16 protein-coding genes are annotated in these 15,103 nt (G+C 39.4%); 2 read left to right on the forward strand and 14 right to left on the reverse strand.

What is annotated here, in order from left to right:
* Window positions 1-99: 99 nt before the first annotated feature.
* The 13 genes from SJ312_RS06745 to trmJ all read right to left on the reverse strand — a co-directional run bounded on the left by SJ312_RS06745 (window position 100) and on the right by trmJ (window position 11,717).
* On the reverse strand, window positions 100-552 hold the full coding sequence (locus SJ312_RS06745; protein WP_004264902.1) for an enhanced serine sensitivity protein SseB C-terminal domain-containing protein: 453 nt from the start codon (window positions 550-552) through the stop codon (window positions 100-102).
* A gap of 112 nt (window positions 553-664) precedes the next feature.
* Window positions 665-1,960 (reverse strand): aminopeptidase PepB, encoded by a 1,296-nt coding sequence (gene pepB, locus SJ312_RS06750; protein ID WP_036959049.1) that lies wholly within the window; start codon window positions 1,958-1,960, stop codon window positions 665-667.
* Window positions 1,961-2,133: 173 nt separating this feature from the next.
* Entirely contained in the window at window positions 2,134-2,334 is a 201-nt protein-coding gene (iscX, locus tag SJ312_RS06755) for a Fe-S cluster assembly protein IscX (protein WP_004912658.1), read from the reverse strand.
* Window positions 2,335-2,404: 70 nt separating this feature from the next.
* Complete coding sequence (locus SJ312_RS06760; RefSeq protein ID WP_136134217.1) at window positions 2,405-3,208, reverse strand: hypothetical protein; 804 nt, start codon at window positions 3,206-3,208, stop codon at window positions 2,405-2,407.
* A 19-nt stretch (window positions 3,209-3,227) separates the two neighbouring features.
* Complete coding sequence (locus SJ312_RS06765) at window positions 3,228-4,433, reverse strand: MFS transporter (protein ID WP_319867276.1); 1,206 nt, start codon at window positions 4,431-4,433, stop codon at window positions 3,228-3,230.
* 852 nt (window positions 4,434-5,285) lie between these two features.
* Window positions 5,286-5,621, reverse strand: coding sequence for an ISC system 2Fe-2S type ferredoxin (fdx, locus tag SJ312_RS06770; RefSeq protein ID WP_004912660.1), 336 nt, complete (start codon window positions 5,619-5,621; stop codon window positions 5,286-5,288).
* Window positions 5,622-5,623: 2 nt separating this feature from the next.
* Window positions 5,624-7,474 carry a Fe-S protein assembly chaperone HscA gene (gene hscA / locus SJ312_RS06775; RefSeq protein ID WP_153673949.1) on the reverse strand — a complete coding sequence of 617 codons (1,851 nt, stop codon included), beginning with the start codon at window positions 7,472-7,474 and terminating at the stop codon, window positions 5,624-5,626.
* A gap of 12 nt (window positions 7,475-7,486) precedes the next feature.
* Window positions 7,487-8,008, reverse strand: coding sequence for a co-chaperone HscB (gene hscB, locus SJ312_RS06780; protein WP_094961711.1), 522 nt, complete (start codon window positions 8,006-8,008; stop codon window positions 7,487-7,489).
* Window positions 8,009-8,096: 88 nt separating this feature from the next.
* A complete protein-coding gene (iscA, locus tag SJ312_RS06785) occupies window positions 8,097-8,420 on the reverse strand; it encodes an iron-sulfur cluster assembly protein IscA (RefSeq protein WP_004264913.1) in 324 nt (107 codons plus the stop codon).
* A gap of 201 nt (window positions 8,421-8,621) precedes the next feature.
* Window positions 8,622-9,008 carry a Fe-S cluster assembly scaffold IscU gene (gene iscU / locus SJ312_RS06790; protein ID WP_004264914.1) on the reverse strand — a complete coding sequence of 129 codons (387 nt, stop codon included), beginning with the start codon at window positions 9,006-9,008 and terminating at the stop codon, window positions 8,622-8,624.
* 24 nt (window positions 9,009-9,032) lie between these two features.
* Entirely contained in the window at window positions 9,033-10,247 is a 1,215-nt protein-coding gene (locus tag SJ312_RS06795) for an IscS subfamily cysteine desulfurase (RefSeq protein WP_004264915.1), read from the reverse strand.
* Between the two features lie 121 nt (window positions 10,248-10,368).
* Window positions 10,369-10,866 (reverse strand): Fe-S cluster assembly transcriptional regulator IscR, encoded by a 498-nt coding sequence (iscR, locus tag SJ312_RS06800; RefSeq protein ID WP_004264917.1) that lies wholly within the window; start codon window positions 10,864-10,866, stop codon window positions 10,369-10,371.
* A 119-nt stretch (window positions 10,867-10,985) separates the two neighbouring features.
* Complete coding sequence (trmJ, locus tag SJ312_RS06805; RefSeq protein WP_004264918.1) at window positions 10,986-11,717, reverse strand: tRNA (cytosine(32)/uridine(32)-2'-O)-methyltransferase TrmJ; 732 nt, start codon at window positions 11,715-11,717, stop codon at window positions 10,986-10,988.
* 123 nt (window positions 11,718-11,840) lie between these two features.
* Here trmJ and suhB point away from each other — a divergent pair, with 123 nt between their 5' ends.
* The gene (gene suhB, locus SJ312_RS06810) at window positions 11,841-12,644 is read left to right on the forward strand and encodes an inositol-1-monophosphatase (protein ID WP_004264919.1); all 804 of its coding nucleotides are present in this window, start codon (window positions 11,841-11,843) and stop codon (window positions 12,642-12,644) included.
* A gap of 102 nt (window positions 12,645-12,746) precedes the next feature.
* Here the strand turns inward: suhB and SJ312_RS06815 are convergent, their stop codons facing one another.
* Window positions 12,747-13,775 carry a zinc-binding alcohol dehydrogenase family protein gene (locus SJ312_RS06815; protein ID WP_004264920.1) on the reverse strand — a complete coding sequence of 343 codons (1,029 nt, stop codon included), beginning with the start codon at window positions 13,773-13,775 and terminating at the stop codon, window positions 12,747-12,749.
* Between the two features lie 132 nt (window positions 13,776-13,907).
* On the opposite strand from SJ312_RS06815, the gene SJ312_RS06820 reads away from it, so the two are divergent.
* Window positions 13,908-14,813: a GntR family transcriptional regulator gene (locus SJ312_RS06820; RefSeq protein WP_004264921.1), complete on the forward strand. Its 906-nt coding sequence runs from the start codon at window positions 13,908-13,910 to the stop codon at window positions 14,811-14,813.
* Window positions 14,814-15,103 lie beyond the last annotated feature (290 nt).

Here is a 15,103-nt window from a genome sequence, read left to right on the forward strand (position 1 = left end):
ATATTTTTTAAATAGTAAGCAGAATATATATTTAATAAATGAGCAATATGCATTTTATGAGTGAGAAAAAATATTTCCCTCACTCTATACATGGAATTATTAGGTATTTTTTACTGGGATTGTGTCCCGCAAGAAGCTACCAAGACGACGCTGGTAAAAAGGCTGAACGTGTTGAGTAATAAAATGGCTAACACCTTGTTCATTTTCATTCACCACACAAAAATCAATAGACTCGTCATCAGCTAAAAACTCACAAGCAAGCGTCCCAGCCCCATGGATAATTGAATCAATATTTTCTGCTCCTGTGGTAAACTCCAACGCTATCATTAAGATAGGCGCTTCTTTAGCAGAATCGCTCTCTGTTGCGGAGACCATGAAACCGCGTCTGACCACTTTGTGTTGTTTAAAAAATTCAGTAAGCGCGTCAACAATGGCTTGTGGCTGATCTTCTAACACACTTAATTTAAGTGATGAACCTTTCGGCACTGTTAATTCAGTAAATTGGATCTCAGTTTCTTGGTTGGAACTGTTATTATTCGATTGCTGCGACATTGCCAATCCCCTGTTATTAAAAAGAATCGCTTATTATACTCGCAAATACGTCAAGGTAAAAAAATAGGCACGAAAAGTCACCTTCCCGTGCCTGTTATCAATCAAACATTCGCTACTTTGATTTACTGATTAATAAGTTAGCTAATGTTCTTACACCTGTACCCGTTGCGCCTTCTGCCCATAAGCTAACTGCAGATTTACGGTAAGTCGCTGAGCAGTCAATATGCACCCAATTTTGACGATAATTTTCGACAAAATGCGATAAAAATGCCGCAGCGGTGCTTGCGCCTGCTGTGTGCGATGGTGCCGCAATATTGTTCAAATCCGCAAAACCAGACGGTAATTGTTGGCGATGGAACTCTGCCAGTGGTAAACGCCAGAACAGTTCAAATTCAGCGTCTGAAGCGCTCATTAAATCAGCAACTAACTTGTCATCGAAACTCAATACAGAATGGTAGTCATTACCCACGGCAGTTTTCGCTGCGCCCGTCAAGGTTGCTGCATCAATAATTAACGTTGGTTTTTCTTTGCTCGCATCAATCAGGCCATCGGCTAGGACTAAACGACCCTCAGCATCTGTATTCATTATTTCAACGGATTTACCATTGCGGTAACGAATAATATCACCCAATTTGAATGCATTGCCGCTAACCATATTGTCAGCAATGCACAGGAACATTTTCACACGTTTTTGTAAGCCACGTGAAATCGCCAATGCCAATGAACCTGCCAATGTTGCTGCACCGCCCATATCGGCTTTCATTGAATTCATTGAGGATGATGGTTTGATACTATAACCGCCTGAATCGAAGGTAATTCCTTTACCCACTAACGCAGCAAATACAGGGGCATTTGGGTTGGCTCCTGGGTTGTAATCCAACGCCAAAAATACAGGTGGACGACTTGAACCACGACCAACCGTATGAATACCGGTATAACCTTGTTCTAATAAATCATCACCTTTAATAATACGGTAGCTAATGTCTTGTGCGCCGACAGTGCAGAGTAAATCAATGGCGCGTTGTGCGAGTTGTTCTGGGCCTAACTCTTCTGCCGGTGCGTTAATCACATCACGTACCCAATCAATGGTACGAATGCGGTTTTCTAACTCTTTACGATCCGCTTCTGGCAACACTGGCCATTCAATCGTTCTAGCCCCTTTTGGCGCACGAAAACCTTGCCAAAATGCCCAGCTTTTTTCTAAATCCCAGCCTTCGCCAGCCAAAGCTACATTGCGGATCCCTTGGCCATCTAATTTACGGCCAGCGCTTTGTACTGCACATAATTTACCTGCATGTTTCAGGTGGATTGTCATCCCTTTATCGCTAGAGCTTAACAATGCGCCTTCGCCCCAACAAGGTGCAGCAGGCTCACAAGAAATCATTACTGGCATAATTTGTTTTGTCATCGTTTTTCTCACTTTGTCTATTTTTGCAGACAGTAAAAGCCCATTTATTCTGTCGGCAGATGGCATTACCTTAACTGATAAATACCAATAGAGATATCATTATAGTGCTGATATAAAATAAAAAACCGAGCACTATTTCTGGCAGTCACTCGGTTTTTAGGGGAAAACCCTACTTATTCGAATTCATCCAGCCAAACTAACAAAATCGCTTCTAGGATTTTCTCGTTCGATTTTTGCGGATCATCATCAAATTCTTCTAAATCGCAAATCCACTGGTGCATATCGGTAAAGCGCACCGTTTTTGGATCAACATCTGGAAATGCGTCATACAGTGCTTCACCGATTTCACGGCTATTTGACCATTTTAAACTCATCATTTTCTCTCATTATATGAACAACTATTTTTCGAATTATAGCCCTTTGAATCATACCAACGGATCTTTTTCAGTTATTCTTCATTATACTGTTTGTGAGAGGTAAATCGATAAGTGTTTCCAAACAAGCTAGTGTAATACCTTGCTCTTTTAATGCTGTAAACAAGCCGCTTGATGAAACATAAGGGAAACCCAACTTTTCTTTGATCTTTTGAATTCGTCTATTTTCACTGGCTTCTGAACAACCTTGAATATAACTGATTTCTTTTACCTTACAGTGCGAAAGCAGTAGGCGTATGGTTATCATCTCTTTTCGTGTAAAACGAATATGGCCAAAACGCATATATTTTTGAGGATTTAATAGTTCCGGTGCAACATTCTTTGTTTGCCCTAATAATTGTGCCTTTATAGGAATATTCGCTCTCATCGGTAAAGTAACGTCAGGATTTTTTTTCCAAAGCTGGTGGGCATACTCAGAAATCATGGGGCGATGCTTATAAATAGATAACATTTCAGATAATGTGAGCTGCTTATTTGAATTTACAGTAGTAATTTCAAATGTACTCCCATATCTATTACAAAAATCAACTTTAAATTTACTTTTTTTCGATTTAGCTAGAATCTTCATGAAAACTTCTGGGTAATTATTCCAATATTGGATGCTCGATTTTAATCTTTCTTCCACCAAAAGATCCAACCCACTGTTTAGACTTATTAATTGCCATTCATAATTATTAGATGCTATATGCATTGTTTTATTTTTTAAATCAACACAGAAATAGGTAACATCAACATCATGCCAATCAAAAATATTTATAAATTCATTTTTAAAATTACTACATACATCTTCAAAAACTTGGCTTTCAGCATTCATATCAATTCCTTAATAAAGTTTAACTTCCCGTTTTTGTCTCTATTTCAAAATCTTTAGATGGTTTTTTATAAATTAAAAATCGAAGTGCACCACACAATGTTAGAAATAAGCCCACATAGGCTATATTAATATTAGCAAGATAAGTTGTAATCAAAGGTGAGACACCACCAAAAAGCATTGCTGTAAAGTTAAAACCTAACGCAAGTGTAACAACCTTTCCTTTTGCCGCTTTAAACAACATAAAGGGGGTCGTTGCTAGAATCATTGCTGCATATATATTGATAATTAATTGAGAAATAATAGTTAATATTATAGATTGACTGCTAATTAATAAAAATATAGGAATTGATAAAAACACCATTCCTATCACACCGAGGTTATATACCTTTTCCAAAATATTATATTTGTCGGTAAGCCAGCCACAAATTAACATAAAAGATAGAAGTAAAATTGACAATAACAGTGCCCATACAGTCCTATCTTCTATCATTTGCATTTTTTCAAGAAACATAGCTGTTGAAACATGCTGCACAAAGAAGAGCACATTTCCAGGTATGGTTAATAAAAAAACAAAAAACATATCCATATAACTAATAGGTACTGATTTTATTTTTTCACTTGAATTATTAGGCAATTTCATTCTAAACCAAAAGCTAATAGTAATATTAAGCACTCCTAAAAACAGGGGAACTCGCCATCCAATACTTTGCATCATCTCTGGTTCTAAAAAAAATTCCAAAGCAAATACAACTGTAAGTGAAATAATAATACCGAATGCTGTACTGCCATTGATTATGGCTGATAACCTTGAGTTTTCATTATTCTTAGAGTTATTAAAAAGGTAAGTAATTAATGATGGATATTCTCCTGCAAAACTAAATGATAGTGCCATTTGCAAAATTAAAATGGCAATAGGAGTGTAATTCCCTAATAAATTAATAGGTAATAATGCCATGCATAGTGTAGCTGTCCCTGTTATAAAACTTGTTAAAACCAATGCGGACTTTTTACCAACACTGTCGGCATACCTCCCTATAATATAAGCGCCAACAGGCCGAATAATAAAACGCAAAGCAAATATACCCCATACCATCTCTGTCGCTTGGTTATAGCCTAGCCGCTCTAATTCTGCGCTGAGATAACTCGATATTGCCGCAAAAACAGCAATATCATAATATTCAAGTGTATTACCAGCCACTGCGCCAAATCGATATTTCCATTTCATGATAAAATTCCTTTTTATCTCCAACTTTATTTAATTAGCATTTATATAAACATTGAATCATTGTATTTTAATCCAAAGGTAACTACTCAATATCGATATTATCTATAACATAAAAAACAAAGCGCACAAAGTGATAATTTAATTACTAACTTTAAATCAGCAAATAAATAAAACAAAAAAATTTCATAATATATAAATAATTAATTTATTAAAATTAAATAAAATATTAAGAGTTGCATTTCACTTTCAAAAAAACAAAAGAAAATAACAAGGAAAATATTAAAATACAAAAAATCACTCTTATTACATATATGAATAAATATTAAGGACGATTTACTGTTATTTTTTAAATAATTCACATTGTAGCTAGACGGCAAATGAGAGTATTTTGGAGAGCATACAAAAGTATGTGACTAGGGTTAGCGAAAGAAGCCAACAACGCTACAGCGTGAAGCATGACATGTATTTTGATTTTTTAAATAATTCACGTTGTAGCTAGGCAGCAATTGAGAGTAGCTTGGAAAGCATACAAAAGTATGTGACTAGGGTTAGCGAAAGAAGCCAACACCCCTACAACGCGAAATATAACAAACTATTCAATGCTCTAAATAGTTCGTGTTGTAGGTAGGCGGCAATTGAGAGTATCTTGGGGAGCATACAAAAGTATGTGACTAGGGTTAGCGAAAGAAGCCAACACCCCTACAACGCGAAATATAACAAACTATTCAATGCTCTAAATAGTTCGTGTTGTAGGTAGGCGGCAATTGAGAGTATCTTGGGGAGCATACAAAAGTATGTGACCCAAGTACTCGAAAGAAGCCAACACCCCTACAACGCGAAATATAACGAGCATTAGTGTTCGCGGGCGTGATTGATAGTATAACGTGGTATCTCCACCACTAAATCCTCATCCGTCACCAACGCCTGGCAACTTAAACGACTTTCTGGTTCTAACCCCCATGCTTTGTCTAACATGTCATCTTCGAGTTCACTACTTTCTTCTAGTGAATCAAAACCTTCGCGAACGATGCAATGACAGGTTGTACAAGCACAGGATTTTTCACAGGCGTGCTCAAGCTCAATACCGCTGCGTAATGCAACATTTAAAATAGACTCGCCTTCTTGTGCTTCAACGACAGCACCGTCTGGACATAAATCACTATGAGGTAAAAAAACTATTTTAGGCATAATTATATCTCATCCACAGAATGGCCTGACAACGCTTGGCGAATAGACGTATCCATACGACGCGCTGCAAACTCCTGCGATTGCTTATCCAGTTGTTTAATGGCATTTTCAATTACGATTGGGTCTGTACCCTCAACCGCTTTAATTAACTCATTGACCGCATTATCAATTTCTGACTCTTCTTTTGGCGTCAGTAAATTGCCATCTTGGGCTAATGCGTTCGTTAAACTTTCAAGCACTCTTGCAGCTTCAACTTTTTGCTCCGCTAAGCGGCGCGCATTTAAGTCATCTTGCGCGTTAGTCATTGAATCTTTAATCATGTTTGAAATTTCGTTATCCGTTAACCCATACGATGGCTTAACTTGAATCGAGGCTTCTACACCAGTGGATTTTTCCATAGCACTGACACTCAACAGCCCATCGGCATCGACTTGAAAAGTCACACGAATATGAGCTCCACCGGCTGCCATTGCTGGAATATCACGTAAGGTAAAGCGCGCTAACGAGCGGCAATCTGCCACCATTTCACGTTCACCTTGCACCACATGCACACTCATTGCCGTTTGGCCGTCTTTAAATGTGGTAAATTCTTGAGCTCGAGCAACTGGAATCGTCGTATTGCGCGGGATCACTTTTTCAACCAATCCCCCCATGGTCTCTAGACCAAGGGATAACGGGATCACGTCCAATAACAACATTTCGCTGTCAGGCTTGTTCCCTACTAAGATATCGGCTTGAATTGCGGCGCCAATTGCCACCACTTTATCTGGGTCGATGGATGTCAGTGGTGATTTACCAAAAAACTCCCCAACTTTTTGACGTACTAAGGGTACGCGAGTCGAACCACCAACCATAACAACGTTCAGCACCTCTTCTGCCTCAACACCTGCATCTTTCAATGCACGACGACAAGCCATCAGTGTACGTTTCACGTAAGTTTCAATTAACGTTTCAAACTGCTCACGACGAATTTCCCCTTGCCAATTGGCAAGCTGAATAGCCACTGCATCTGCGTCACTGAGCGCGACTTTCGTTTCTGTCGCCACATTTAATAGTTGACGATTTAAATGATGATCACCTTGTAATGAAACGCCTGCTTGCTCAGCAATCCACTGTGCCAGTACTTGGTCGAAATCATCGCCCCCAAGTGCAGTATCGCCGCCCGTTGCCAACACCTCGAATACACCGCGGCTTAAACGCAAAATAGAAACATCAAAAGTACCACCACCAAGGTCATAAACAGCAATCACACCTTCTTGCCCAGAGTCCAACCCGTAAGCAATCGCAGCGGCAGTCGGTTCATTCAGTAAACGTAATACATGTAAGCCTGCAAGGCGCGCCGCATCTTTTGTACCTTGGCGTTGTGCATCATCAAAATAAGCCGGCACCGTAATCACTACGCCATCCATTTCACCACCTAAGGTTTCTTCTGCACGTTTTGCTAATGTTCTTAGAATGTCAGAAGACACTTGGATTGGGTCGACTTGGCCAGCCGCAGTTTGAATAAATGGCAAACCATTTTCACTGGCACTTAGTTGATAAGGTAAGTCAGGGTAGCGTTTTTGAATATCGACCAATGAACGCCCCATCATGCGTTTCACTGAAATAATGGTATTGACTGGGTCTTGCTCTGCAAGTTGCTTCGCATCCCATCCCACTAGTTTGCTTTCAGGCTGATAATTAACAATCGATGGTAATAAAAAACGCCCTTGATTGTCAGGCAAAGCCGCAGCTTCACCACTGCGCACTGTCGCAATCAAAGAGTGGGTGGTACCTAAATCAATGCCAGCAGCCAATTTGCGTTGATGCGGAGCTGCTGTCATACCGGGTTCGCTGATTTGTAGTAACGCCATAATCGTTTTCTCTTAAAATTCATCTAGTAACCGTTCTTCGAGTTGCTCAGCTTGCTGCTGAAGCTTATCGAGAAAACGTAGTTTACGTACGGTATCAGCGGCTTTTTCCCACTGCATGGCATCTAACTCTGTCACCATCAGTGCGCTTCGTGCTTGCTGCATTTGTTTGACGTTTTGCATAAATTTAGCCAATAAATCAAGTGCATCATCACTGTTTTCAATATTGTCTAACTCTTCACGTAGCTCAAGCTGCTCCATTAAAAATGCCGTATCATGCATGGTATGTTGTTCGTTATTAATATCAAAACCATGTAATGAAAGCATATATTCCGCGCGTTTTAGCGGGTGACGAAGGGCTTGATAGGCAGCATTAATGGTTGCTGCTTTTTGCAGTGCTTGCATTTTTTCCTGTTCAGAACAGGTTGCAAACCGGTCAGGATGGTATTGACGCTGTAAGTCTTGAAAACGTAACGTCAGTTGTTCGCTATCGATGGCATAAGTTGGGGTCAACCCAAAAAGAGTAAAGTAATCCATAAGTGCTCAGTTTCTCGAACCGGTTACCAATGCCACTAACAAATTAATATTAGTGAGATTGGCCGAAAATTAGGCTTAATTGAACGCATTATACGTGGAAACTTTCACCGCATCCGCATTCACTATTGACGTTAGGGTTATTAAATTTAAACCCTTCGTTTAAGCCTTCTTTAACGAAATCCAGCTCAGTACCATCAAGATAAACAATGCTCTTGCCATCGACGATGACCTTCACGCCTTTATCTTCAAAAACCGTGTCTTCTTCATTAATTATATCAGCGAATTCAAGAACATAAGCCATCCCTGAACAACCTGAAGTTCTTACACCTAAACGCAAGCCCTCGCCTTTTCCACGATTTTGCAGAAAGGATTGAATACGCTGCGCAGCACTTTCTGTAAGAGAAATAGACATTGCAAACCTCACTTTAGAAACAAACAAGGCAGATGCTACTCATGAGTCGCATCCGCCTTCAAATTATTTTATACCCACCCTATTTCTAAGCTAAGAAACTCAGCGATGTTTAGCCTAGAAGGCATGAGTATTGTTCCAGTTATAGGACGATAACTTGTTGTTATTTATTAATATGGCTTGCCCTATAGACTGATTAAAAACTTATTTGCTTTGGCGTTTGCTTTTGTAATCAGCAATAGCAGCTTTGATTGCGTCTTCCGCTAGAATTGAACAGTGAATTTTCACTGGTGGTAATTCTAACTCTTCTGCAATGGCTGTATTTTTGATTGACTCTGCTTCGTCCAAACTTTTGCCTTTCATCCACTCAGTCACGAGTGAACTTGAAGCAATTGCTGAACCGCAACCATAAGTTTTAAAACGTGCATCTTCAATAATGCCGTCATCATTTACTTTAATCTGTAATTTCATGACGTCACCACAGGCAGGTGCGCCTACCATACCGCTACCGACGCTTGGGTCGCTGTTGTCAAACGAACCAACGTTGCGTGGGTTTTCATAATGATCGATAACTTTTTCACTGTAAGCCATTTTTAAACTCCTGAAACCGTCTGATTAATGGTGAGACCATTCGATGCTGTTAAGATCTACGCCGTCTTTAAACATTTCCCATAAAGGAGACAGCTCGCGTAAGTGGCCAATTGCGCCATGAATCATTTTGATTGCATAGTCAATTTCTTCTTCTGTCGTGAAACGACCTAAAGAGAAACGGATTGAGCTATGTGCCAGCTCATCATTCATCCCTAAAGCGCGCAGTACATAAGAAGGTTCTAGGCTTGCAGAAGTACATGCAGAACCTGAAGATACAGCCAAATCTTTTAATGACATCATCAGTGATTCACCTTCAACATAGTTGAAGCTGACGTTCAGAATGTGCGGCGCACCGTGTTCTAAATCACCATTGAGGTAAACTTCTTCGATATCTTTAATACCGTTCCACAAACGTAACCGTAAACCGCGTAAACGCTCAGATTCCGCAGCCATTTCTTCTTTGGCAATACGGTAAGCTTCACCCATACCAACGATTTGGTGTACAGGTAATGTCCCAGAACGCATACCGCGCTCATGGCCACCACCGTGCTGCTGCGCTTCAAGGCGAACACGAGGTTTACGGCGGACATACAGTGCACCAATGCCCATTGGGCCATAGAGTTTGTGCGCAGAGAACGACATTAAATCAACTTTTAACGCATTCAGGTCGATGGGCAATTTGCCCACGCTTTGAGTTGCATCGACGTGGAAAATAATCCCTTTGCTACGGCATAATTCACCAATAGCTTCGATATCCTGCACTACACCAATTTCATTATTAACATGCATAATAGAAATTAAAATAGTGTCTTCACGGATAGCGTCTTGTAGGTCTTGCATAGCAATTAAACCATTGCTTTGCGGTGACAGATAAGTCACTTCAAAACCTTCACGCTCTAATTGGCGGCAGGTATCTAAAACGGCTTTGTGTTCCGTTTTACAGGTAATAATGTGGTTGCCTTTCTTTTTATAGAAATTAGCAGCGCCTTTAATCGCTAAGTTATCAGACTCAGTTGCGCCTGAAGTAAACACGATTTCACGTGGGTCAGCGCCCACTAATTCGGCGATTTGATTGCGAGCAATATCTACCGCTTCTTCCGCTTGCCAGCCGAAACGATGAGAACGGGACGCTGGGTTACCAAAGTTCCCATCCATTGTTAAACATTGCATCATTTTTTCAGCCACACGCGGGTCAACCGGTGTTGTTGCTGAATAATCAAGATAAATTGGTAATTTCATTGCTCACTTACTCCAAAGGACAAGGTAACTTGCCTTTAATTTTTAAAGATACAAATAGCGGAAATTAGCTCTTCGTCTAACAACTCACCAAGATGTACCGACTGCAATTTTTTTAATATTTTTAAGCACGTACATTGATAATCGATTCAGGTGTAATCCCATTTGGCATGGTTTTACGCTGTTCGTTATCTTGTCTATCAGCAACAACCATGACTTCTTGGTTTTTAACCAGCTCATCAAGGCTAATGCTGCTAAGGAAACTTGTAATTCTATCGCTTAAATCGCGCCATAATGCGTGAGTTAAACAACGATCGCCATTTTGGCAACCTTCTTTATTACCCTGGCAACGGGTGGCGTCAACAGATTCATCTACCGCAGCGATTACTTCAGCAACAAAGATTTGGTCTGCGTCTCTACCAAGCAAATAACCGCCGCCTGGACCGCGCACACTCGAAACCAACTCGTTTTTGCGTAAACGAGAGAAAAGTTGCTCAAGATAAGAGAGGGAAATTCCCTGACGTTCAGAAATGTCAGCTAAAGGCACTGGACCTGACTGAGAGTGTAATGCGACATCTAACATCGCAGTTACTGCGTAACGCCCTTTGGAAGTGAGTCTCATAACATATTACTCCGTGGTAAATTATGGTCAGATTGTGACATTCCTGAGTAATTTAGTCAACTATTTACCTGACTAATTTACTCAAGTATTATTCAACTGCTTTTACCACGGATTTCGCCTCACTTTTTCGCCCATTTTTCCATTGACGTTAAAATACCCCGCAGGATATGTAACTCTTGGGTTTCGATATGCGCTCGAGTGAATAAACGGCGTAATTTATTCATAATTAAGCCAGGGTGGGCTTTACGTATAAAACCGGATTCATTCAATACGCTTTCAAGATGGACATAAAACCGCTCAACATCTTCTGACGGCGGGTATTCTACCTCATCATCTGCGGAAATTACCGTATTTTTTTCATTCATTGAAAGATACGCCATACGTATCTCATAACTCACCAACTGAACCGCCATCGCTAAATTCAAAGAACCGTATTCAGGATTCGTTGGGATATATAAATGATACTGACATTTTTGTAATTCTTCGTTGGTCAATCCTACTCGCTCACGACCAAAAACAATCGCAACTGGCGATTCTTTGGATTGCTCAACAGATTTAACGCCACATTCACGTGGCTCAACCATCGGCCAAGATAAAGTACGAGAACGCGCACTAGTGCCGATCACTAGTTTACAGCCTTCTAAAGCTTCATCGAGAGTTTTAACGATTGTCGCATTACCAATAACATCACTTGCTCCTGCAGAAAGCGCAATAGAGTGTGAGTCTGGTTCAACAAGAGGGTTAACAAGATAGAGATTAGAAAGCCCCATGGTTTTCATTGCACGGGCCGTTGAGCCCATATTACCAGTGTGTGAGGTCTCAACAAGAACAATACGGATATTATCTAACATGGTTTATACGTTTCATAAAAAAATTATCGCAATAGCTTAACACAAAATTGCTTATTGTGACGAACATCTATATACTTCGGCACTCAAGTTTTTCGTTCTTTAACATTCCAGTGGAAAAAGCCCATGCATCCGATGCTTAACATCGCCATACGTGCAGCACGTAAGGCCGGTAATCACATAGCTAAAAACTATGAAATGCCTAGCAATATTAAAGTCACTCAGAAAGGCACTAACGATTTCGTTACTAACGTTGACCAAGAATCTGAGCAACTGATAATTGAAATCATCCGCAAGTCATATCCAGACCACACTATTATCACTGAAGAAAGCGGTGAATTAATTGGTAAAGATGATGATATTCAATGGGTAATCGATCCACTGGATGGCACCACCAACTTCACAAAACGCCTCCCTCATTTTTCTGTTTCTATCGCTGTACGCGTTAAAGGCCGTACAGAAGTTGCTGTTGTCTACGACCCAATGCGTAATGAATTATTTAGCGCAGTACGTGGACAAGGCGCTCAGCTTAACGGTTATCGTATTCGCATTGATGAAAAACGTGACCTTGATGGCGCTATCGTTGCGACAGGTTTTCCTTTCAAACAAAAACAACACGCTGCGGTATATATGAATATCATGACCGCAATGTTCGACAAATGCGCTGATTTCCGTCGTACGGGTTCTGCGGCATTAGACCTGTGTTATGTTGCTTCTGGTCGTGTTGATGCATTCTTTGAAATCGGCTTAAAACCATGGGATTTCTTAGGCGGCGAGCTAATCATGCGTGAAGCTGGCGGTATCATGACTGACTTTATTGGCGGCCATAATTATATCGCATCTGGTAACTTAGTCGCTGGTAGCCCACGTGTTGTTAGAGACATACTGTCCGTCATGAAAGATGAGTTATCGGAAGCATTAAAACGCTAATTCATTCAGACTAGAAATAAATTAGCGCCAAACAAAAACCCACTCTTATTGTGGGTTTTTGTTGTTATTTAAAATAAATGTTTGTTTAAAATAAATTGCTATTTAAAACAAAATAACACCTTTAATTAATTCACGATTATTAATGACATCACTTTCATAAACATCACCAATGGTATCAAAGTCAAATTGGTGTGTTAGCATCATCCCACTAGATAACTTACCTTCAGCCATTAATCTTGCAACTTTATTGAAGTCTTCAGGCGTTGCATTACGACTCCCCATCATTGTTGTCTCTTTTTTATGGAAATCGGGGTCTGGAAACGATAAATTACCTTTAAATAGGCCAACAAATACAATTAAACCACCATGACGAATTAAATTCACCGCGGTGTTCATTGCGTGTTGATTCCCCGTAGCATCAATGACTTTCTCAGCAAGCATGCCTGAAAAATGGCCTTCAATGCTTGATAAGTAATTTTCAGCCGCTGGGTCACACGTTTTTAAGCCTAAGACCTTTTCAACATGTTGGCGACGTGCCTCACTGGTATCAGCCACTAATACGTTAGCACCATCCGCTTTGGCAATTGCAGCAACGCCAAGCCCTATCGGTCCAGCCCCTACGACTAAAACAGTATCTTGCGCTTTAACTTGCGCACGCCTGACGGCATGAGCACTGATTGAAAATGGTTCGATCAAGGCGCCATCAATATCTGTGACAGTGTCTTCAATCGCTAATACATTTTTCTCTGGAACATTTAAATATTCACAAAAACCCCCGTCTTCGTGAACGCCAATAACTGAAATTTTTTCGCAACAATTTGTTTTTCCTTCCTTGCATGCACCACATTCGTAACATGCGACATAAGGCATCACCGCAACACGTTGCCCGACTTTCCACTGCGTGATATCTGATGCAACCTCACAAATAGTTCCAGAAATTTCATGTCCTAATACTCGTGGATATTGAAAAAATGGCTGGTTTCCTCCCCATGCATGAATATCAGTTCCACATATACCAACCGCATGAATTTTTATTTTTACGTGCCCAGTTTGAACTGTAGGTTCAACAACTTGTTGATAGACTAATTGTTTAGGTTCTTGGCAAATCAATTGTTTCATATTTCCCTCCATCAATTTATCTGTCTTTTTTAATTTAAAAAACATAGACTAGATAATTAACAACCGAATTTTGTGATTAAATGTTTTTAAATCGGTTTTAAATCGGTCTTTAAAGAATAAAAATCAGATTCAAGGAGTATTTAAATGGTGAGGAGTAAAAATATACGCTATGGGTCAATTAATGAATTCTTAGATGCCATACATAAAAATTTATTAACATCCCCTTTCCCCTCACAATCTTCTTTAGCAGAGATGTTTAATATCAGTCGAACCACCGTGAGACATACCCTCGAATATTTATTAGAAAAGAAAATCATTGAAAAACAAGGGAATGAATATCATGTCATTCGCTATCCCAATAAAACTGATTTCTTTCCTGTTGAATCAAGTCTCCCTGATCAACAAATCGTCTTATTCGAAAAAGCGTTTTATCAAATGATTAAACGCAAAGAATTGATGCCCGGAGATACTTTTACTGAATTACAATTAGCAAAAAAAAGTCATGTAAGTTCTAGTGTTGTTCGGGAGTTCTTAGTGGAGTTTTCCCGTTATGGGTTAATTAAAAACACCCACCGAGGAAATTGGCATATGATGAAGTTTTCACGTGAATACGCAGAAAAACTTTTTGAGTTTAGGGAGTTACTAGAAACCAATGCATTGACTCATTTTTTAAATTTACCACCAGATGACCATCGTTGGATTTTAGCGAAAGAGCTATTACTCAAACATAGAACACTGCGTGAAACCGTTACTATCAATTACCGCGACTTTTCTCAACTAGATTATGAACTACATAGCCTTATTTTATCGGGTGCCAACAACCCATTTTTTAATCAATCTCTTGAAATCATCACTGTGATATTTCATTTTCAATATCAATGGGATGAATCAGATTTAAAAGAAAGAAATGTACTGGCAATTGAAGAACACATGACCATTTTAAGTGCGTTAATTAGCCGTAATGATATTGTCGCGATGAATGAACTTAGACATCATTTAGATACCGCTAAACGAACTATGATCAACTCCATACAGCAAACTTATGAATAAATAACATTAGTTTACAAGGCCAATGGATGGCCAATGACGAATTATTTCTTTGGGTCGATAATGGTACACATCAAACAAAACCTGAATTTTTCAGTAAAAAAACAGCTTAATTATAAAATTATTATTATCAAAAATTATAGAAAATAAAATTATCACTATATTTCAATTAATTAAAAGACATATTTATTGAACAGATTTAATCTATCAATAATTCATCTGTTTTTAACTGATAAAAAACACATTAAAAACATCAAAAAGCCATTCATTCCACAAAATTGATGCAATTAATA

The sequence above is a fragment of the Providencia sp. CIM-Carb-044 genome (genome assembly GCF_033901115.1).
GTDB classification, from domain to species: Bacteria; Pseudomonadota; Gammaproteobacteria; order Enterobacterales; family Enterobacteriaceae; genus Providencia; species Providencia hangzhouensis.